Raw genomic sequence first — 21,458 nt, 5'->3', positions numbered from 1 at the left:
TGAACAGCACGGGGCAGTACCGCACGGCTCCGTGAGAGAGGACGGCGCAGGCGCCGGTGTCGGTGTCGCGAACGGGACCTTCGGTGAACTGTTGCAGGGTGTGCTGCCGGAGAACGACCTGGACTTCCTCGTCACCTTTCCGATCAGCCGCTCCTCCGTCGCCGAGTTCCACCTCGCTCCGGCCCGGCGGACGGTGGAGGTCCGGCCGCCGCACAAGGCCAAGTCGCGTCTGCTCGCCGAACGCATCCTGCGCGCCCACGGTCACCAGGGCGGCGGTTCCTTGCACATCACCACCACGCTGCCCGAGGGAAAGGGGCTCGCCAGTTCCTCCGCCGACCTGGTCGCCACGGCCCGCGCGGTCGGCGGGGCGCTGGGCGTCCGGCTCACCGAGCAGGACATCGAACTGTTCCTGCGCGGCATCGAGCCGTCGGACGGCGTCATGTACCCGGGAATCGTCGCCTTTTACCACCGCGAAGTACGGCTGCGCGAAAGACTGGGATTTCTTCCGCCGCTCACCATCGTCGCCCACGATGCCGGGGGCATGGTGGACACCGTCCGGTTCAACCAGTCGAGGAAGCCGCGCGGCGAAGCGGACAAGCGCGAGTACGCGCGGCTGCTGCGAGTACTGGCGGACGCCGTCCGGTCCGGAGACCTGCGAACGGTGGGCGACGTCTCCACCCGGAGCGCGGTGATGCACTCCACGCTCTCCCCCAGAGGACACTTCGGCGATCTGCTGCGCATCTGCCGCGACGTGGACGGGCTCGGGCTGGTGCTCGCCCACAGCGGTACGAACCTCGGCGTCCTGCTCCCCGGCGACGCGGAGGAGCACGCGGACGCCGTCGAGTACGTCGAGAAGTCGTGCGCCGCGTTCACCGGCAGCGTCTCGGTCTACCGCTCGCTGGGGCCGGAGAGCGCGCGCCCCGACGCACCGGACAGATCCGCAGAACACGCACGACGCGAAAGCCCCATCCCCCCATCCGCCGGCCACCACTCAGGGACCTGACACATGCTCTTCGACAGCGTGGTTGACACCATCGGACACACGCCGCTGGTGCGCCTTCGCGTGGACGGCGCCCCCGGCGTCGACGTCTACGCGAAGCTGGAACTGCAGAACCTGTTCGGCATGAAGGACCGCGTCGCCCGGACCATGATCCTGGAGGCGAAACGCACCGGCGCCCTCCGCGACGGCGCACCCATCATCGAGAGCTCCTCCGGCACCATGGCGCTGGGCATCGGCATCGTCGGGACGGCCCTCGGCCATGAGGTGCACATCGTCACCGACCCCCGCATCGACGACGTCACCCTGGCCAAGCTGCGCGCGCTGGGATGTCAGGTGCATGTCGTAAAGGCGATGAGCGGGCAGGGCTGGCAGAGCGCCCGGCTGGAACTGCTCGACCGTCTCATCGCGGACCTGCCGGGCGCCTTCTGGCCGCAGCAGTACAGCAACCCGGACAACCCGGGCGCCTACCGTCTGCTCGCCGGCGAGATCCTCGACGACCTGGGGCCGATCGACGTCCTCGTCGGCTCGGTGGGCAGCGGGGGATCCCTGTGCGGCACCGCCCGTGCCCTGCGGGACACCCTGCCGGAGCTGACCGTGGTCGGGGTCGACGCCGTCGGCAGTGTCCTCTTCGGGCAGCCCGACCTGCCGGGCAGACTGCAAAGCGGCCTCGGCAACAGCCTGCTGCCGAAGAACCTCGACCGCCGCCTGATCGACGAAGTGCACTGGCTGAACGACGCCGAGGCGTTCGAGTCGACCCGGGCCCTCGCCAGGCAGCAGCAGATCTTCGCCGGGAACACCTCGGGATCGGTGTACCGGGTGCTGTGCGACCTCGCCGCCCGGTCCGAGCCGGGCACCCGTATCGTCGGCATCCTCCCGGACCGCGGCGACCGCTACGTCGACACCGTGTACAGCGACGCCTACTGGGTGGAACGGGGGCTGCACGAGCAGGGCAGGGCGCCCGCCTCCCAGGCCGTCGAGCCGGGCCGGGTCGTACACCAGTGGTCCCGGACGGCACGCGAGGGCGACGGCACGTCCGGGCTGCGTCAGCACCTCCTCTTCGTGGAGTCCAACACCACGGGCACCGGCATGCTCGCGCTGGAGACGACGCGCCGGCTCGGATACCGACCCGTCCTGCTGACCGGCGGGCCCGAGCGGTACGCCGGCCTCGCCGAGGCGCAGTGCGAAGTGCTGGTCTGCGACACCAACTCCCTGGCGGAGCTGCGCCGCGGCATCCAGGACCGGTTCCGCCGGGAGGAGATCGCTGGCATCACCACCACCAGCGACTTCTACGTCCCGCTGGTCGCCGACCTGGCGGCGTGGCTGGGACTGCCGGGCAACCCCGTGGCGGCGGTGGCCGCCTGCCGCGACAAGTCGGCGCTGCGGCGCACGCTGGACGCGACGGGGGTGCGCCAGCCGCGCTTCGCCGCCGTCACCGACGTCGCCTCGGTGGCCGCGGCGGTCGACGCCGTCGGCCTGCCCTGCGTGGTCAAGCCGGCGGACGAGTCGGGCTCCACGAACGTGCTGCTGTGCACCACCCGGGACCAGGCCGAGGAGCAGGTCGCGAGGATCCTCGCCGTCCGGGTCAACGCCCGGGGTCTGCCCACGGCCGGGACCGCGCTGGTCGAGCAGTACCTGGAGGGACCCGAGTTCAGCGTGGAGATGTTCACCTGGAAGGGCGAGACGCGCTGCATCGGCATCACCGAGAAGAGCGTCACCGGCACCCCGTACTTCGTCGAGCACCGCCACCTCTTCCCCGCCCCGCTCTCACCCACGGTCGCCGGCCAGGTGGAGGACCTCGTGCGCCGCGCCGTGGAAGGCGTCGGCATCGCACTCGGCGCCACCCACACCGAGGTACGGCTCACCGAGGACGGCCCGGCCGTCGTCGAGATCAACGCCCGGATGGCCGGCGGCATGATCCCGGAACTCATCCGGCTGTCCACCGGGACGGAACTCCTCGAACAGCAGCTGCGCGTCGCCCTGGGGCAGCCTCCGGAGCCGGTCGCCGAGCCGGCCCGCCACGCGGGCATCCAGTTCCTGCTGGCCGACCGGGAGGGCGAGCTCACCGGGGTCGACGGCACCGGGCAGGCACGCGACATCGACGGCGTCGACCGCGTCGTCGTCACCGCCCGCCCAGGAACCGCGGTGCGCCCGCCCCGCGACGCCTACGACCGCCTCGGCTACGTCATCGCCCACGGCGACTCACCGACCCAGGTCACCAAGACGTGCGCCGACGCGATCGGCCAACTGAGCCCCCGCATCCAGGACTTCTCGTCCGCCCGGCAGGCGGGTCGGGCGGCGCAGGAGAGGACAGCACAGTGAGGCAGCTCCGAGCCCGCCCGCCCGTCGCGTTCACCTCCATCCCCGCCGCCCTCACCCACTGGGCCCGCGAACGACCGGACGCCACCGCGTACACCTTCGTGGGCGCCGACCTCGCCGTCCGACGCCGCGTGGGCTACCGCGCGTTGGAGCAGGCGGCGCTGAGGATCGCCGCACACCTGCGGCGCGCCACCCACCCCGGCGACCGGGTCCTGCTGCTCTTCCCGCCCGGCCTCGACTACCTGACGGCGTTCCTCGGCTGCCTGTACTCCGGCGCGGTCGCGGTACCGCTCTACGCGCCGCGGCCCGGCGCCAAACCGGACCGCATCGCGGGCGTGGTGCACAGCTGCCGGCCCGCACTCGCGCTCACCACGGACGAACTCGCCGGGAAAGTGGGGGAGATGCTCCGGCCGGACGGGACGGCGGGCGGTGTGGAGGTGCACACCGTCGAGGCCATGCCGACGACCGGCCACACGCCGCTCCAGCCGGCCGAACCCGACGGCTCCGGCCTCGCCTTCCTCCAGTACACCTCCGGGTCCACCGGACACCCCAAGGGCGTCATGGTCAGCCACCGCAACCTGGTGGAGAACGAGACGGCGATCACCGACGGCTTCGGCATCCGCCCGGACGACGTCATCCTCAGCTGGCTGCCGATGTACCACGACATGGGGCTGATCGGCACCACGCTCCTGCCGCTCTTCTACGGCATCCCCTCCGTGCTGCTCGACACCTTCGCGTTCGTCCACGACCCGATGATCTGGCCGACCGCGATCGACCGCTTCGGCGCGACCTGCTCCGGCGGGCCCGACTTCGCTTACCGGCTCCTCGTCGACCGGTACGACCCCGAGCGGCTGGCCGGAGTCGACCTGAGTGCCTGGCGCGTCGCGTTCGACGGAGCCGAACCGGTCAACGGCCGGACGCTGCGCGACTTCGCCGCCCGCTACGCCGGACACGGCTTCGACGCCGACGCCCTCTACCCCTGCTACGGGCTGGCGGAAGCCACCCTGTTCGTCTCCGGGTCCCAGCCCGGAGCCGGGTACAGGACCGGGCTGTTCGACCGGAGCGCCGTCGAACAGGGGCGGCTCGGGGCCGCGGCCGAAGGGCAGGCGAACGCCGTCGAGATCGTCTCCTCGGGCAGCGCCGCCCTCGGCACCACGGTCGTCATCCGCGGCGAGGACGGCCGGAGCCTGCCCGACGGCAGCGTGGGCGAGATCTGCGTGCGGGGCCCGGGCGTCGCACACGGCTACTGGGACGATCCCGCGGCCACCGAGGAGACCTTCCAGGCCCGCGTCACCGGACATCAGGGAACGTTCCTGCGCACCGGTGACCTCGGCGCCCTCCTCGACGGGCAGCTCTACCCGGTGGGGCGGAGCAAGGACCTGATCATCGTCGCCGGCCGCAACTTCCACCCGCACGACATCGAGAGCGTCGGCTCCCTCACCTCCCCGTACCTGCGCCGGGGCGCCGCAGCCGCTTTCCAGCCGGACCCGGAGCAGCGGGACGTCGTCCTGGTGCTGGAGGTGACCCGCGAGGGCGTGGCCGCACTGCGCGCCGACGACAAGGCGGCCCGTCTGCTGGCGGAAGGGGTACGACGGGAGGTCGGCACGGAGTGCGACGTGCACCTCTCCGACGTCGTGCTCGTCTTCCCGGGCTCCCTGCCCCGGACGTCCAGCGGGAAGATCCGCCGGACCGAGAGCAGACAGCGCCACCTCGACGGCACCCTGCGGCTCGTCCACCGTCCCCGGCCCGTGCCCCCCGGCACCCCCACCGCCGAGCCGTCACCCGCGCCGCCCGCCGTGGGCCGGACGGAGACCGGCCGCGAGACGCTGGGCGACACCCTGGGCCGGCTCGCCGCCGCCCGTCTCGGATACGAGCTGACCGCAAAGGACCACGAGCAGCCGCTGGCGGCGCTCGGACTGGACTCGCTCAAACTGGTCGCGCTGAAAGGCGCCGTGGAAGCACTCCTGGAGCGGCCAATCGAGGCCGGTCTCTTCTACGGCGACCGCTCCCTGGCGGAGATAACGGAGGAACTCGCCGCCACCCCGGCCGCATCCGCCTCGACCCAGGAAGCCGGCACCCCGGCCGCCCCCGCCACCGCACCACCGGGCGACGGCACGGGAGTCCACCCGGCGTCCGAAGGACAGGTGCAGCTCGCCTTTCACGACGAGCTGCACCCGGAGGACACCGCCAACATCCTGCCGACGGCGGTGCGCATCGCCCGCCGGCTGGACCCGGACCGCCTCCGCGCCGCCGTCCTCGCCGCCCTGGCCCGGCACCCCGCCCTGCGGACCACCCTCGGCCCGCTGGGCACCGGCACCCAGGTCGTGCACGCCCGCCTCCCACTGGACTTCCGGCTGCGGGAGCAGGAGGACGAGGCCCCGGAGCAGGCCCGCCGCTTCCTGGAGGAGACCGCCTTCAGGCGGTTCCCGCTGACCTCCGGCCCCCTGGTGCGGGCCGCCGCCGTCCTCACGCCGACCAGCACCCTGCTGCTGCTCGCCTGCCACCACGCGGTCGTCGACCACTGGTCGCTGCGGATCGTGATGGCCGAGATCCTGGCCGACGTGCTCGGAGCCGACGACACCGCCGGCACCGGCTTCGCCGCCGCCGTCGCCCCGGGCAGCGCGACCGACTGGGCGGGCGACCAGGCGCGGGCCCTGACGTCCGAAGCGGCGCGGGCCCAGCTCGCCGCGCTGACCGAGCGGTGGCGGCCCCTGCGCGACCATCTGCTCCTCTCGTCGCCGCTGCCGGTCAGACGCCGACGCAATCCGGCGGGCCTCGTCGACTTCGAGGTGGACGCCGCGACCACACGGCGCGTCCACGAGCTCGGCCGGTCGCGCGGCCACACCCCGTTCGTCCTCCTCGCCACCGGCTACCTGCGGGCGCTGCACCGGGTGACCGGGCACCGGCAGATCGTCATCGGCACCCCGCACCACGGCCGCGGCGACTGGCGCTACGCCGAGACGGTCGGATACCTCGTCAACATGCTGCCGCTGCTGGGCGACTTCCGCGACGGCGACGCCCTGGACGAGCTCGCCGAGCGCACCTGGCGGGAACTGCGCACCGGCCTGGACACGGCGCACCTTCCGCTCTCCCGCCTCATCAGGGCCCTGGCCCCGGAACGCCACGGCCAGCACCCGCTGTTCCAGGCGACGCTGACCTTCCAGCAGTCGGCCGACGGCCGGCTCGACGAGGGGTTCGCCATCCCGTGGAGCGGCTGCCGCCAGACCTACGGCGGCGTCGAACTCCAGGCCGTCGACATCCCGCCCCGCGACGTGGCGTTCGCCCTCAGCCTGTACGGCGCCCGCCACGGCGAGCGCCTGGTGTTCCGCCTCCAGTACCAGCGGGACCTGGTCGAGGAGAACGTCGCGGCACGCGTGTGCGAGGAGTTCCGGGCCGCCCTGCGAGAACTGACCGCCCTTCCCCCCAAGTGAGATGGACTTCCGGAGGTTTGCCATGCAGTGGAACGAGACCCAGGGCACCACTCTGTCTTCCGCCGGTCTGGGGGAGGCGTTCGCGGCGGCGGTGGCGGCGTACCCGGAACGGGTCGCGGTGAACGACGCCGAGCGGAGCTGGACGTACCGCCGACTGGACGAGACGGCCGCGCGGTTGGCGGCGGCGGTGCGGGCGGCGACGTCGGAACCGGGGCGCCCGGTGGGCATTCTGCTGGAGCGGTCGGCGTGGATGGTGGCGGCGGCGCTCGCCGTGGTGCGCACCGGCTCCTGCTACGTCCCGCTGGATCCCGAGACGCCGCCCGCCCGTCTGCAGCTGATCGTCGACGACGCGGAGCCCGCGGTGGTGATCACCTCCAGGGCGCTCGCCGGGCGGGTGCCCGACGGCGTCACCGCCGTCCTGGTGGACGATCCGCTCCCGGCGGCCGACGCGGAGGAGCCCCGTGTCGCCGTCGACCGGGACACCCGCGCCTACATCATCTTCACCTCCGGCACCACGGGCCGGCCGAAGGGCGTGCAGGTCTCCCACGGCAACGTGCTGAGTCTCCTCGCCGCCGGCCAGAAGGAGTACGACTTCGGGCCCGAGGACGTGTGGACGCTCTTCCACTCCTTCGCCTTCGACGTCTCCGTCTGGGAGATGTGGGGCGCCCTGCTGCACGGAAGCCGCCTCGTCGTCGTCCCGGCCCGCACGGCCAAGGACCCGGCGGCGTTCCGGCGGCTGCTCCGCGACGAGCGGGTCACCGTGCTGAGCCAGACCCCCACCGCCTTCCAGCAGTTGTGGGCGGAGGACGCCCGCTTCGCCGATCTGCTGCCGCTGCGCTGGGTCATCTTCGCCGGGGAGGCGCTGTACTTCTCCGACCTGCGGGTGTGGATGGGGAAGTACGGGGACGACACCCCCCGCCTGGTGAACATGTACGGCATCACCGAGACGACCGTGCACGCCTCCTTCCGCCGGGTGCGCCGCGAGGACCTCCGGGCGAGTGCCTCGCTGATCGGCCGCCCCCTGCCGGGGCTCGGTTTCCTGCTGGTGGACGACGATCTGTCCGAGGTGCCGGACGGGCAGACCGGCGAGATCGTGGTGACGGGCCCGGGCGTGAGCCTCGGCTACCTCAACCGCCCGGAACTGAACCGGGAGCGGTTCGTCGACCTGCCCGGCGGCCGCGGGCGCGGTTACCGCTCCGGCGACCTGGCCCGGCTGACCCCCACCGGCGAGTACGAGTACCAGGGCCGCAAGGACGACCAGGTCAAGATCCGCGGCTTCCGCATCGAACTCGGCGAGATCCGCTCCGCGTTGACCGACGTTCCCGGTGTCCGCCAGGCCGCCGTCGTCGTCACCGCACCGAAGGCTCCATCGAGCCCGGTGGTGAAGGAACGGTTCGTGTCCTCCGAGATCACCCACATCCGGGACCTCGTCCGGGGCGGCGGCCGGCCCCGTGCCTCCACCGCGGACAGCACGCCCCGGATCGTCGCCTACATCGTCCGGGAGGACGGTCTCGACGCCGACCAGCTCTTCGCCCACCTCCGGCAACGCCTGCCGCACTACATGATCCCCGCCTTCGTGGTCCCGGTCGACGCCCTTCCCGTCAACCTCAACGGCAAGATCGACCAGGCACGTCTGCCCGCGCCGACCGTGTCCGGCAGCCTCAGGGAGAGCGCCCCGCCGGCCCTCCCCGCCGACGGCGCTCCGGAAGCCGGCGCGGAGGCCACCGTCCAGGCCCTCGTCGCGCTCTACGAGGACGTGCTCGGCGTTCAGGGCGTGACCGAGAACGACTCCTTCTTCAGCGTGGGCGGCGACTCCATCCTGGCGCTCAAACTGCGCGCCGACGCCGAACAGCACGGCATGTCCGTGGAACTCGCCGACATCTACGCCCTGCAGACGCCCAAGGCCCTGGCCGCCGTCGCCGAGCGGACACCGGCCGGCGAGGAGCCCGTCGCGCCGTTCAGCCTGCTCACCCCCGAGGACCGGGAGCGGCTCTCGGCCACCGCCGGCATCGAGGACGCCTACCCCGTCGGCACCCTCCAGGCCGGTCTCCTCTTCCACAGCGCCTACCTGGCCGACGTCAACATGTACTGCGACGTGTTCTCGTTCCGGCTCCAGGACGCCTACGACCACACCGCCCTGGAACGCGCCATCGCCCGGGCCGTGGACCGCCACGACATCCTCCGCACCTCCTTCGACCTCACCGGCTGCTCCGAGCCCCTGCAACTGGTGCACCGCACGGCCACCGTCCGGCTGACCGTCACCGACCTGACGCACCTCCCCGCCGCCGAGCAGGAGACGGAGCTCCAGGCGTGGCACGCCCGTGAGGAACGCGTCCCCTACGACTGGGCGAACCCGCCGCTGTCCCGGTTCCACACCCATGTCCTGGGCGAACGGGAGTTCCTGTTCTCCATGAGCTTCCACGACTCCCTCCTCGACGGATGGAGCGAAGCCTCACTGATGACGGAGATCCTCAGCGACTACTGGGCCATCAAGAACGGCGAGGAGAAGGAACCCGCTCCCCGCACGGCGCGCCGCTACGCCGACTTCATCGCCCTGGAGCAGCGGACGCTGCGCGACCCCGACGTCCGCGCGTTCTGGGCCGCCGAACTGGCGGGCGCGGAGCCCACGCTCCTGCCGCAGACGGTCAGCGGCTCCTTCGACGTCCACGAGGGAACGATGGGCTTCCTCAGCGTCGACATCGACCCGGACCTCTCCGACGCCCTCGACCAGGTGGCCCGGTCCTGCGACGTCACGGTCCGGCACGTCCTGATCGCCGCCCACGCCCGTGTCGTCGCCACACTGACCGGGCGGGACGACGTCGTCCTGTCCGTCATGTCCAACGGCCGCTCCGAGGGCGAGGGCGGCACCGAGGTCCTCGGCCTGCACCTCAACATGGTCCCGTACCGGCTGCGCGGCGGTGACGTCCGCTGGAGCGACCTGATCCGCGCGGCCCTGGAGAAGGAGACCGCGCTGCTGCCGATGCGGCGCTACCCCCTGGCGGAGATCCAGCGGCTGACCGGCATCCGGGAGCTGACCGACATCAGCTTCAACTACACCCACTTCCACGCCTACCAGCGGCTCGCGGCGAGCACCGACCTGGAAGTCCTGGACGCCAAGGCGTACATCCACACCAACTACACGCTCCGCGCCGAGTTCAACCGGGACCCCTTCAGCGGACTGCTCGCCCTGGACCTCGAAGGGAACATGAAGCGGGTCTCCGAGCAGCAACTGCGGCGGATCGCGCAGCTGTACCGCAGCGCGCTGGAGAGCATCGCGGCCGGGGTGCACCGTGTGCCGACCCGGCGCGAACTGCTGGGCGAGGAGCAGTGGCGGGAACTGGTGGCCGGCTTCGGTGACCCCACCCCGCGACCGTTGTCGGCGGACGGCTGGTTCCAGGTGTTCGAGCGGGCCGTCGCCGCGCACGCGGACAGGACCGCGGCCGTCTGCGGCGAAGACACCCTCGACTACCGGACCTTGGCCGAGCGGGTCGCAGGACTGGCCACCCGGCTGGTCGAACTCGGCGCGGGCCCCGGCACGGTGATCGGGCTCGGGGCCGGCCGCGACCTCGACTTCCTCACCGCCGCGCTGGCCGTCATGCGCGTCGGCGCCGTGTACCTGCCCCTGCCCCGGGGCCCCGTCCCGCGCGTGGCCAGCATGCTCCGCACCAGCGAGGCCACCCTGCTGCTCAGCGGTGAGACCTTCACCGGGATCCTGACCGAGGCGGCCGCCGAGGCGGCGGGCGAGGCCGCCCCCGTGCCCGTGCTCGACCTGCGGCAGGTGCTCGCCGAGGCCGCCGGGTGCCGGCCGTACACCGGCCCGGTCCCGTCCGGCCGGGACAGCGCCTACGTCACCTTCACCTCCGGCTCCACCGGTGAGCCCAAGGGCGCGCTGATCCGGCACGACGGCATGCTCAACCACATCGAGGCCAAGGTCGCCGCACTCCGCATCGGCGCCGACGACCTGGTCTCGCAGGACGCCGCCGCCACCTTCGACATCTCGGTGTGGCAGATGCTGGCGCCGCTCGGTGTCGGCGGCACCACGGTGATCTACCCGGACGCCGTCAGCCAGGACCCGCCCCGGCTGCTGCGCGCCCTCGCCGACGACGGCGTCACCGTGCTGGAGGTCTCCCCGTCCGTCCTCAGCGTGATCAACGCGGAGCTCACCTACTACGGCGTGGACGCCTTCCCCGGTCTCGCGCTGCGCTGGGTCGTCTGCGCCGGTGAGGCCCTGGCGCCCCGGACCGTCAACACCTTCCGGCGACTGCTGCCCGAGGTGCGCTTCCTCAACATGTGGGGCGCCACGGAGATCTCCGACGACGTCACGCACTACGAGGTCGTCGAGGACGTCGACGAACAGGTGGCCTCGGTGCAGCTCGGCCGGCCCATCCGCAACTGCGCCGTCTACGTCCTGGACGGCAACCGGGAACCGGTGCCCGTCGGCACCCCGGGCGAGCTGTACGTGGGCGGACTGGTCGTCGGCGCCGGCTACCTCAACGACCCCGAGCGCACCGCCCAGGCGTTCGTGCCCGACCCACTGGCCGGCGACCCGCGGGCCGTGGCGTACCGCACCGGCGACCGGGGCCGCCAACTCGCCGACGGCGGCTACGAGTTCCTCGGCCGGATCGACAGCCAGCTGAAGATCCGCGGGCAGCGCGTCGAACTCGGCGAGATCGAGGCTGCCCTCGCGGGTCTCGACGACCTCCAGGAGAGCGCGGTCGTCGCCCGCGTCTTCGACGAGGGCCGCGGCAAACAGCTCGTCGCCTTCTACGTGCCGAAGGTGGCCGAGGGCGCCGCCGAAGGCGCCCCGCCGGCCCAGGACGCACCGGTGCTCCGCCTCGACGTGGCCCCGGCCGACGTCCGCGACCGGCTGGCCAGGGTGCTGCCCCGCTACGCCGTCCCGGACTTCCTGGTCCGCCTCGACGAACTCCCCCGCAACACCAACGGGAAGGTCGACGCCAAGGCGCTCGCCGCCTGGGACGTCGACACCCTGGTCACCCCGCCGGCGCAGGCGCCGGACGAACCCGCCACGCCCACCGAGGCCGCGGTGATCGACATCTGGGCGTCCGTGCTGCGGCTGGACCGGCGCCCCGGCGCGACCACCGACTTCTTCGACCTCGGCGGACACTCGCTGCACGCCACCCAGGTGATGGCCCGGCTGCGCGACCGGTTCGGTGTGGACTTCCCGCTGCGCACGATCTTCGAGAACCCGACGCCCCGCGCGCTGGCGGCCCTGTTCGAGCAGAGCGCCGGCGCGGACCGGCCCGCCTCCCTCGCCGCCGTCAGCATCCCCCGGCGGCCCGAGGGAACGGTGGAACTGCCGCTCGCCGGCAACCAGGCCAGTCTGTGGTTCCTCAACCAGGTCGACCCCGACGACCGCTCCTACGAGGGCGTCACCCTCCTGCACCTGACCGGCCGCGTCGACGTGGAAGCCCTGCGGCACGCGGTGGACACCCTCGTGGACCGCCACGAGACCCTCTCCGTGCGCTTCGGCGTCCGGGACGGGGTCCCCTACCAGGTCCCGGCCCCCGAGGCCCGGGTCCGGCTGGAGGTGGAGGAGGTGACCGCCGACGTCGGCGCGGACGCCGGGGCGAGGAAGGCCTACGTCCGGCGGCGTGCCGCCGAGCACCGCTACGACCTGGAGCACGGGCCGCTGGCGGTGATACGGCTGTACTCCTTCTCCGCCACCGAGCACATCCTTCAGTGGAGCAGCCACCACGTGGTCTCCGACGGCTGGTCGATCGACGTCGCCGTCCGGGAGATCACCGAGGCCTACCTGGCCCACCGGGAGCAGCGCTCCCCGCGGCTGCCCGAACTCACCGTCCAGTACGGCGACTACGCCGTCTGGCAGCAGCGGTACCTGGAGTCCTCCGCAAGCCAGGAGCGGGACTTCTGGAGCTCCTACCTGGACGGCTACTCGGGCGAACTGGCCCTGGTCACCGACCACGAGCGCACCGAGGACCGCTCCCGGGCCCCCGGCTACGTCACCCGGACGTGGGACGAGGACGCCACCCGTCGACTCGCCGAATTCACCCGGGCCCGGCGGACCACCCTCTTCATGCTCGTCCAGGCGGCGACCGCGGTCGTCATGGCCCGGTTCGCCCAGCAGTCCGACGTGGTGCTCGGCACCGGCGTCGCCGGTCGCGCCGTGCCCGGCACCGAGCACCTGCTCGGCTTCTTCGCCAACACCCTGCCCTGCCGCTACCAGGTGGACCTCGACCACAGCGCCACCGACCTCCTGCAGTCCGTCACGGCGAGCGCGCTGAGCGCGCTGGAGCACCAGTTGACGCCGTTCCAGGAGATCGTCAGGACGACCCGGACACCCCGCCTGCCCGGCCTGCCGCCGCTGGTCCAGGTGATCGTCACCGTCGACAACTTCCCGATGCGGCTGGGCGAACTGCCCGGACTGACCGCCATTTTGGAGCAGGTGCCCCCGCGGACCAGCCTGTTCGACCTGCTGTTCCGCTTCCTGGAGGGGGACCGGCTGCAGCTCGACGTCCAGTACGACTCCAGCCTGTTCACCGCCGCCACCGTGGAACGGCTCGTCGATGCCGTGGCCCGGGTCCTCGACGTCTTCCTGGAGGAGCCGGACCGCAGCCTGGGGTCGGTCGCGCTGGCCACCGCGCAGGAGCACGCCCGGCTCGCCCGGATCTGGGCGGAACTCAGTGGCGACAGGCTCGACTTCTCCGACACGGCCCAGGCGGCCACGGTGGCCGACTCCCCCCACTGGCCGGCGTTCCTCGACCGGGTGGAGGACCGGGGACTGCTGCCGGCGCTGCTGCTCACCCTCTGACCGGCCGAACGCGCGACGCCAGGAAGCGAAGGATGCATCGATGAAGAAGGACCGTGCGGAACGGCTGCGCCGACGAGTGGCCCAGCGCGCCCCGTCACCCGCCCCGCAGCCCCCACCGGCGCCCCGCGCCCCTGCCCCGGCACCGGCCGCCCCGGCCGGCACCACCCGGCCCGACTCCGCCCTGAACCGGGCGAGCGGTCTGGCCGAGGCGTTCGCGTCGGTGGTGACGGCGTTCCCGGAGCGGGTCGCCGTACAGGACGGGGAGCGGAGGTGGACCTACCGCCGGCTCGACGAGACCGCCGGACGTCTGGCGGCCGCGCTGGCTTCGCTGGCTGCGGACCCGGCGCGCCCGGTGGGGGTGCTGCTGGAACGTTCGGCGTGGATGGTCGCGGCGGCGCTGGCGGTGGTGCGGACGGGTTCGTCGTACGTGCCGCTGGATCCGCAGGCGCCGACCGCGCGCCTGGCGCTGATCGCCGAGGACGCCGAGCCGGCCGCGGTGATCACGACCAGGGCGCTGGCCGGGCGGGTGCCTGACGGCGTGCCGGTGGTGTGCGTGGACGAACCGCTGCCGGCCGCCGGCGACAGCGAACCCGCGGCGGTCGGCCGGGACACCCGTGCGTACATCATCTTCACGTCGGGGACGACGGGCCGGCCGAAGGGCGTGCAGGTCTCGCACGGCAACCTGCTGAGCCTCCTCGCGGCGAGCGAGGAGGTGTACGACTTCGGCCCGGACGACGCGTGGACGCTGTTCCACTCCTTCGCGTTCGACTTCTCCGTGTGGGAGATGTGGGGCGCCCTCCTGCACGGCGGCCGGGTCGTCGTCGTACCGGCGCACACGGCGAAGGACCCGGCGGCGTTCCGCCGGCTGCTGCGCGACGAACGGATCACGGTCCTCTGCCAGACCCCCACCGCCTTCCACCACCTCGTCGCGGAGGACACCCGCCACGCCGACCGGCTGCCGCTGCGCTGGGTGGTCTTCGGCGGGGAGACCCTGTACTTCTCCGACCTGGCGCCATGGTTCGCCAAGTACGGCGACGACGCTCCCCGCCTGGTCAACGGCTACGGCATCACCGAGACCACGGTGCTGTCGTCCTTCCACCGCGTGACGCGGGCCCAACTCGGCCACGACGAGTCACTGATCGGCCGCCCCGTCACCGGCACCGGCTTCCTGCTGCTGGACGACTCACTGGCCGCCGTACCGCAGGGCGCGATCGGCGAGATCGTGGTGACCGGGCCGGGCGTCAGCCTCGGCTACCTCAAGCGCCCGCAGCTCAACCGGGACCGCTTCGTCGACCTGCCGGACGGCGGCGGGCGCGGCTACCGCTCGGGCGACCTGGCCCGGCTCACCCCCTCCGGTGACTACGCGTATCACGGCCGCAAGGACGACCAGGTCAAGATCCGCGGCTTCCGCATCGAACTCGGTGAGGTGGAGCAGGCGTTGCGCGCCCTGCCCTGCCTCGCGGAGGCCGCGGTGGTCGCCCGCGACCTGCCAGGACGGGGCAACAGCCTGGTGGCGTACGTCGTCCCGGCCGGGTCGGCGAGCCTGTCCGCGCGGTCCCTGCACGAGGCGCTCGCCCCGACGCTCCCCGCCTACATGATCCCGCGCGTCTTCGTGGGCCTGCACCGGATGCCGCTCACCCAGAACGGCAAGACCGACCGCAACGCCCTCCCCGAACCCACCCCCGCCTCCACCCTCCCCCTGCACGGGGGAGGTCACCGGCAGGAGCCGGCCGACGCCGTGGAGGACCGCGTCCTCCAGATCGTCACCGGCCTGCTCCGCCTCGACGAGGCGGACCCCACCGCCGACTTCTTCGAGCTGGGCGGCCACTCGCTGCTGGCCACCCGGCTGCTGGCCGGGGTGCGCTCCGCCTTCGACGTGGAGGTGCCGCTGCGGGAGTTCCTCCGCGCCCCCACCGCACGCACCCTGGCGGCCGTCGTCCGGGAGCGGCTCGGCACACCGGCACGCGGCGGCGGCCCGGCCGCCCGCCTCGTCAAGGCCCCCGAGGCCGCGCACCAGCCGGTCACGGACGCCCAGCGGCGGCTGTACTTCCTCTCCCAACTGGAACCGGACAGCCCCGCCTACCATCTGCACACCACGCTGCTGCTCCGGGGCGAGCCGGACGTCGAGGCGCTGGAGCGGGCCTTCACGGCCGTCGTCGAGCGGCACGCTCCGCTGCGCACCGTGCTGCGGGTGGAGGACGGCGAGGTCGTGCAGGTCATCCGGCCGCCGGCGCCGTTCCCCATCCACGCCGAGGAACTGCCGCGGACGCCGGGGGAGGACTGGCGGCGGGCCGTCGACCGGCTCGCGGAACAGGAGTCCACGCGACCGTTCGACCTGGGCGACGACCCCATGCTGCGGGTCCGCCTCGTGCGCGTGGCCCCCGCACACCACGCTCTCCTGGTCACCACGCACCACATCGCCGCGGACGGCTGGTCCGTCGCCGTGCTCAGCCGTGAACTGAAGGCCCTGTACGCCCACTTTCGGCACGCCCCGAAGGACGCCCCGATCCCCCTCACACCGCTCCCGTACACGTACGCGGACCACGCGTACAGCCTCCAGCGGTGGCTCGACGGGCCGGAGGCGGACGAGGATTTCGCGTACTGGGAGGAGCGCCTGGCCCAACTGCCCGCCGTGCACCGGCTACCGCTCGACTTCCCCCGGCCGGCCCGCATGACCTACGACGCGGACACCGTCACCACCCGGCTGGGCGGCCCGGCCGCGGAAGCGGTGCGGCGCACCTGCCGCGAGGAGAACGTCACCCTGTTCACGCTGCTCCAGGCGGTGTTCTCCGTCCTGCTGGCCCGCCGCTCCGGCAGCGACGACATCGTGGTCGGCAGCCCGGTGGCGAACCGGTCGAGGGCCGAACTTGACGACGTGATCGGCATGTTCGTCAACACGCTCGTGCTGCGCACCCGGCTGGAGGGCGCCGCCACCTTCCGCGACCTGCTGGCCCGGGTGCGCGAACAGACCACGCGGGACCTGGAGCGCCAGCACGTCCCGCTCGCCCTGCTGGCCAAGCGGCTGAACCCGCCGCACAGCCCGCACCACGCACCGCTCTTCCAGATCATGCTCGCGCTGCAGAACAACGAGGCGGCCGTCCTCGGCCTGGACGGCCTCGACGTCAGCCCGGTGCGCGCCCCCGACCCCGGGGCGCAGGCCGAACTGATGCTGGAGGCGGCCGAGGAAGCCGGCGGCCTGCGGTTCCGCTGGAGCTACAACACCGGCCTGTTCCGCCGTGACACGATCGCCGGCATGGCGGACGAGTTCGGGCGGCTGCTCACCCACCTCAGCGCGGGAGCCGACGCCAGGACGGCACCGCTGGAGCGGGCCGGCCGCCCTGCTGCGCCCGCCACCCGGACGCCGGGACACCCCGGCGCGGACCATCCCGCCCTGTTCCGGCTCCGTCAGAACCCGGCGGGAGCACTTCCGGTGTTCGCCCTGCCCGGAGTGCTCGGACTGGGCGAATCCTTCGCCCAGCTCTCCTCCCACTTCCCGGACCGCTCCTTCTACGCGCTCGCCACCTCCCAGCTCGTACGGGCCTTCGACGACTTGGAGGCGACCGCGGCGGCCCTGGCCGAGGAGTGCGCGCGGATCATCGCCGCCACCGTGGAGGGCGGCCCCCTGCACCTCCTCGGCCACTCCTACGGCGGCGCCCTCGGCTTCCACGTCGCCGAGGAACTCGCTGCACGCGGCGTCCCCGTCGCCGGCCTGGTCCTGCTCGACGCGCTGGACCCCGGCGCCCTGGAGAAGGAGCTCCGCGTCGGGTACGACCGGCAGCTCGTGGTGTTCCTCACCACCCTCGGCGGGCTCTTCCCCGACCTCGCCCGGCACCGCGACACCGACCTGGGAGAACTGCTTGGTACGGCGTCCACCACCTCGCTGCTGCGACGCGTGGAGGACGTCATCGGCCCGGACGCCGTGAAGTTCTTCTCAGGCGGCCTGGAGACGGCGTTCGACACCTTCCGGCGGATGTGCGACCTGACCTGGCCCGAACCGCGGGCGGCCGCCCACCCCGCCCTCTTCGTCCGGGCCGCGGCCGGCGGCGACCCGGCACGCGCCGAAAGCTCCGCGGGATGGGCCCGGTACCTGCCCGGCACCCTGCGCACCGAAGCCGTCGACGCCGACCACGAGGGCATGCTGCGCAACCCGCACGCCAGGCAACTGGCCGGCCTCGTCCGGCGATTCCTCACCGAGCAAGACGTGCCGGGCGGCTCCGGCAGCCCCCACCCGGGCCGCTCCGACACAGGGAAGGGCGCGACAGCGCGATGACCGACACCACCACCGCGTCCCCGCCGGTGCTCGCCCGGGTGCTGATCGCCGGCACCGGCATCATGAGCCTCGCCAACTCGGTCACCGTGCCCTTCCTGGCCGTGTTCCTCCGCAGGGAACTCGGGCTCCAGCCGGGCATGATCGGCTTCATCATCGGCTCGTCGGTGTTCTTCTCGATCTTCGCCGGGTTCGTCGGCGGCTCGCTCTCCGACCTCCTCGGCCGGACCCGGCTGCTGCTGGTCTCCCTCCTCGGCGTGATCGGCTCGTTCGTGGGCCTCTACTTCAGCCACGGCGTCCTCGCGGTCTTCGTCTTCAACGCGACCATGGCCCTGAGCAGCAGTTCCTTCGGACCCGTGGGCAAGGCGCTGCTGAGCGACCTGCTTCCGCCGGGCCGACGGGTGAAGTGGTTCTCGTACCAGTACATGACCACCAACATGGGCTACGCCGTCGGGCCGGTCGTCGGCGCGGCGGTCGGTCTGGCCGGCGACCGGACGGCGTTCCTCGTCGGCGCGCTCGGCTACGGCGTCTACCTGCTCGGCCTGGCAGCGGTCCTGCTGCTGACCCCGCCGTCGTCCGCGTCGGCCGGCGAACCCGGCCGGGCGGCCACCGGCGAGGGGGAGACCCAGCTCTTCGGCAGCGTGCTCAAAGGGCTCGCGGAGAGCGCGCGGGTCGTGGCGACCGACTCGCGTCTGCTGTTCCTCATCCTCGCCGGACTGCTGCTGGAGGCCGTGCACGGCCGGGTCTCGTCGCTGCTGGCGCAGCATCTCTCCGGCGGTTTCGCCGACGGCACCGCGATCCTGGGCTATGTGCTGACCACCAACGCGGTGACCGTGGTGGTCCTGCAGTTGTTCGTCTCCCGGTTCATGGAGCGGCGCAACCCCGTGACGTCCATCGTCGTCGGCGGTCTGCTGACCGTCCTCGGCATGGCCGGTTTCGCGTTCGCGGAGAGCATCTGGCACTTCGTGGCCGCGATGGTGGTGTTCTCGCTCGGCGAGATCCTCATCTACCCGGCGGAGTTCGCCATCATCGACCGGATCGCTCCGGAGGACCGCCGAGGTTCCTACTTCGGTGCGCAGACCTTCGCCCAACTCGGCGTGTTCATCGGCCCCTACACCGGTGGCCTGCTGCTCGCGGGCTACGGCGGCACGACCATGTTCCTCGGCGTCGGCTCGTTCGCGCTGGCCAGCGTGGTCATCTATCTGCTCGTCGGCCGGCGGATCCCCGGCCTGGCCGGTCCCGCGCACGAGCGCTCCGCGCAGCGGCCGAAGGAGGAGCACGCCGATGAAGTGGCGTGAGCGGGCGCTGCGACTGCTGGCGCTGCCCAGCCTGCGCGTCCAGCGCGGCAGCGGCCTGCTCCGGCTGCCCGGCTTGGTCGACGGCGCCGAGATCCGCCGCGACGATCGCGGTGTCCCGTTCGTCTCGGCCGCCGAGGAACACGACCTCTACTTCGCCGTCGGCTACGCCCAGGCGACCGACCGGCTCTGGCAGATGGACGTGCTGCGCCGCCGCGCCCGGGGGCGGCTGGCCGAGATCTTCGGCGCGGCCGTGGTCGACGAGGACGTGCGGGCGCGGAAGCTGGGCATCGACCGGATCGCCCGCGCCTCCGAGGCGCTCCTCTCCGCCCGTCACCGGGCCAACCTGGTGGCGTTCGGCGACGGGGTCGACGCGGCCGTACGGCGAATGCGGCGGCGTGGCGGGCTCCCGGTGGAGTTCCTGCTGCTGCGCTACGGGCCCGAACCCTGGACGCCGCGGGACTCCGTCGCCATCGTCAAGCACCTCGGCTTCGACCTCGGCCGGAACCTCGCCAGTGAGGCGTTCCGCGCCAGGCTCGCCCGGGAACACCCCGAGCACGCCCGGGCCTTCACCACGCCCAAGTACCCCGTCGACGGGGCGGTCACCGTCCGCACCGTCTCCGCGGCCCCGCGGGGGACGACACCCGCCGGGGCCGACCTCCCCTCCGCGGCCGGTCTGCCACGGGCCTCGCGGGACTGGCTCGACGCGCTGCTGGGCGGCGAGCATCCACTGGGCTCCAACGCGTGGGCCGTCTCCGGCTCCCGCACCGCGTCCGGGCATCCGCTGCTGGCCAACGATCCGCACATCGTCCTCACCCAGCCCAGCCTGTGGTACCAGATGGGCCTGCGGCTGGACGACCGGCCGGCCGGCGAGGAGACGGCGGACGGCGCGAGCGGCTACGGGGTCACCGTCCCCGGTCTGCCGGGGCTGATCGCCGGCGCCAACCGTCATCTGGCCTGGGGCATCACCAACTCCACCGTGGACACCCAGGACCTGTGCACGCTGCCGGCCGCGGACCCGGACGAGGCATGGAGCGAGGAGAGCGTGATCACCGTGCGCGGCGCGGAGCCCGTCCGGGTGCGGGCGGCGGGCGGCGCCCGCCACGTCGAACTGGACCCGCCCGGCTCGGACGGCGACGGCCGCTACGGCCTGTTCTGGAGCGGGCTGGTGCCCTCCGCCGAGATCGAGGCCTGCCAGCGGATGTGGCGTGCGCGTGACTACTCCGGGTTCCGGGACGCCCTGCGGACGTTCGGGGTGCCGGTGCTCAACGTGGTGGTCGCGTGCCAGGACGGCACCATCGCCCTGAAGACGGCGGGAAACGTGCCCGCCCGGGAGCCGGGCAGCAGCGGGCGACCGCCGGCGGAACACGCCGTGGTCGCCCGCTCCTGGCAGGAGTTCCTCGCCTTCGACGACCTGCCGGAGGCGGTCGACCCGCCCGAGGGGTACATCGTCTCCGCCAACCACCGGCTGCTGCCCGCCGACGCCCCGCTCGACCTGGGGGTGGACTGGCTGGCGCCGTACCGGGCGGAGCGGATCGAGGAGCTGATCACCACCGAGGAGACCGTCACCGCCGCGGCGTGTGCCCGCTGGCAGTCCGACGTCCTGGACGGGCGGGCCCGCCGTGTGCTGCCCGCCCTGCTCGACGCACTGGACGAACAGCCCCCGCAAACACCGCTCGCCGTCACCTGCCGTCGCCTGCTGCGGGAGTGGGACGGGCACGACCACGGCCACCTGGCGGCGCCCTTGGTGTTCTTCCGGCTCACGCAGGTCCTCACGGAGCACTGGATCGGCAGCCGGCTGGGGGAGGAACTGGCCGCCGCCATGCCGGACGCGGCACTCCAGGTCGACCATCTGGTGCTCACCCCGGAGGCCAGGGCGGCACTCGGCGACCAGGAGGACCTGCCGACCGTGGTGAGCCGCGCGCTGACCGAGACGGCCCGGCGCATCGCCGGGGAACTGGGCGAGGACCCGACGCTGTGGCGGTACGACCGGGTGCACCGGACGACCGACCAGCACCCGCTCGGCAGGGCCGTCCCCGCCCTCGCCCCGCTCTTCGGCGCGTCGTCGACGCCGGTCGGCGGCAGCTCCCACACGGTCGGCCTGACCTCGTCCGCGCCGACGGGAGCGGTGGTCGACGGAGCACCCTGGCGGTTCGTGGCCGAACTGTCCCCGGTGGGCCCCGAGTTGTGGGACGTCCTGCGCCACGGCGCCTCGGGCAACCCGGTCTCGCCGCACTACGACGACCAGACCCCGGCCCACACCGAGGGGCGGCACCACCGCGTGGACCTCCTGCCCTCCCCGGGCAGCACGCCGCACGTGCTCCGCCTGCGCGCTCTGTCATGATCAGCGGACGGCCGT

7 protein-coding genes are annotated in these 21,458 nt (G+C 72.9%); all 7 read left to right on the top strand.

Annotated features, from left to right (window positions below; all coding sequences use genetic code 11):
* Positions 1 to 31 precede the first annotated feature (31 nt).
* From ACFPZJ_RS20150 to ACFPZJ_RS20120, 7 genes are read left to right on the top strand one after another with little or no spacing between them, the layout of a single operon-like run.
* Positions 32 to 1,003 (top strand): GHMP family kinase ATP-binding protein, encoded by a 972-nt coding sequence (locus tag ACFPZJ_RS20150; protein ID WP_381023296.1) that lies wholly within the window; start codon positions 32 to 34, stop codon positions 1,001 to 1,003.
* Positions 1,004 to 1,006: 3 nt separating this feature from the next.
* Positions 1,007 to 3,319 carry a pyridoxal-phosphate dependent enzyme gene (locus ACFPZJ_RS20145; RefSeq protein ID WP_381023294.1) on the top strand — a complete coding sequence of 771 codons (2,313 nt, stop codon included), beginning with the start codon at positions 1,007 to 1,009 and terminating at the stop codon, positions 3,317 to 3,319.
* On the top strand, positions 3,316 to 6,747 hold the full coding sequence (locus ACFPZJ_RS20140; protein ID WP_381023291.1) for an AMP-binding protein: 3,432 nt from the start codon (positions 3,316 to 3,318) through the stop codon (positions 6,745 to 6,747). Before ACFPZJ_RS20145 ends, ACFPZJ_RS20140 begins: the two co-directional genes overlap by 4 nt.
* A gap of 22 nt (positions 6,748 to 6,769) precedes the next feature.
* Positions 6,770 to 13,537, top strand: a complete 6,768-nt coding sequence (locus ACFPZJ_RS20135; protein ID WP_381023288.1) for an amino acid adenylation domain-containing protein — start codon at positions 6,770 to 6,772, stop codon at positions 13,535 to 13,537.
* Between the two features lie 40 nt (positions 13,538 to 13,577).
* A complete protein-coding gene (locus ACFPZJ_RS20130) occupies positions 13,578 to 17,807 on the top strand; it encodes an amino acid adenylation domain-containing protein (protein WP_381023285.1) in 4,230 nt (1,409 codons plus the stop codon).
* The gene (locus ACFPZJ_RS20125) at positions 17,804 to 19,102 is read left to right on the top strand and encodes an MFS transporter (protein ID WP_381023283.1); all 1,299 of its coding nucleotides are present in this window, start codon (positions 17,804 to 17,806) and stop codon (positions 19,100 to 19,102) included. Before ACFPZJ_RS20130 ends, ACFPZJ_RS20125 begins: the two co-directional genes overlap by 4 nt.
* On the top strand, positions 19,089 to 21,443 hold the full coding sequence (locus ACFPZJ_RS20120) for a penicillin acylase family protein (protein WP_381023281.1): 2,355 nt from the start codon (positions 19,089 to 19,091) through the stop codon (positions 21,441 to 21,443). Before ACFPZJ_RS20125 ends, ACFPZJ_RS20120 begins: the two co-directional genes overlap by 14 nt.
* The last annotated feature ends 15 nt before the right edge of the window (positions 21,444 to 21,458 follow it).

Origin of the sequence: Streptomyces bullii, assembly GCF_042657145.1 — a bacterium.
Lineage (GTDB): Bacteria > Actinomycetota > Actinomycetes > Streptomycetales > Streptomycetaceae > Streptomyces > Streptomyces bullii.
The sequence above is the reverse complement of the archived record's forward strand: the minus strand, read 5'-3'. Positions and strand labels throughout refer to the sequence as shown.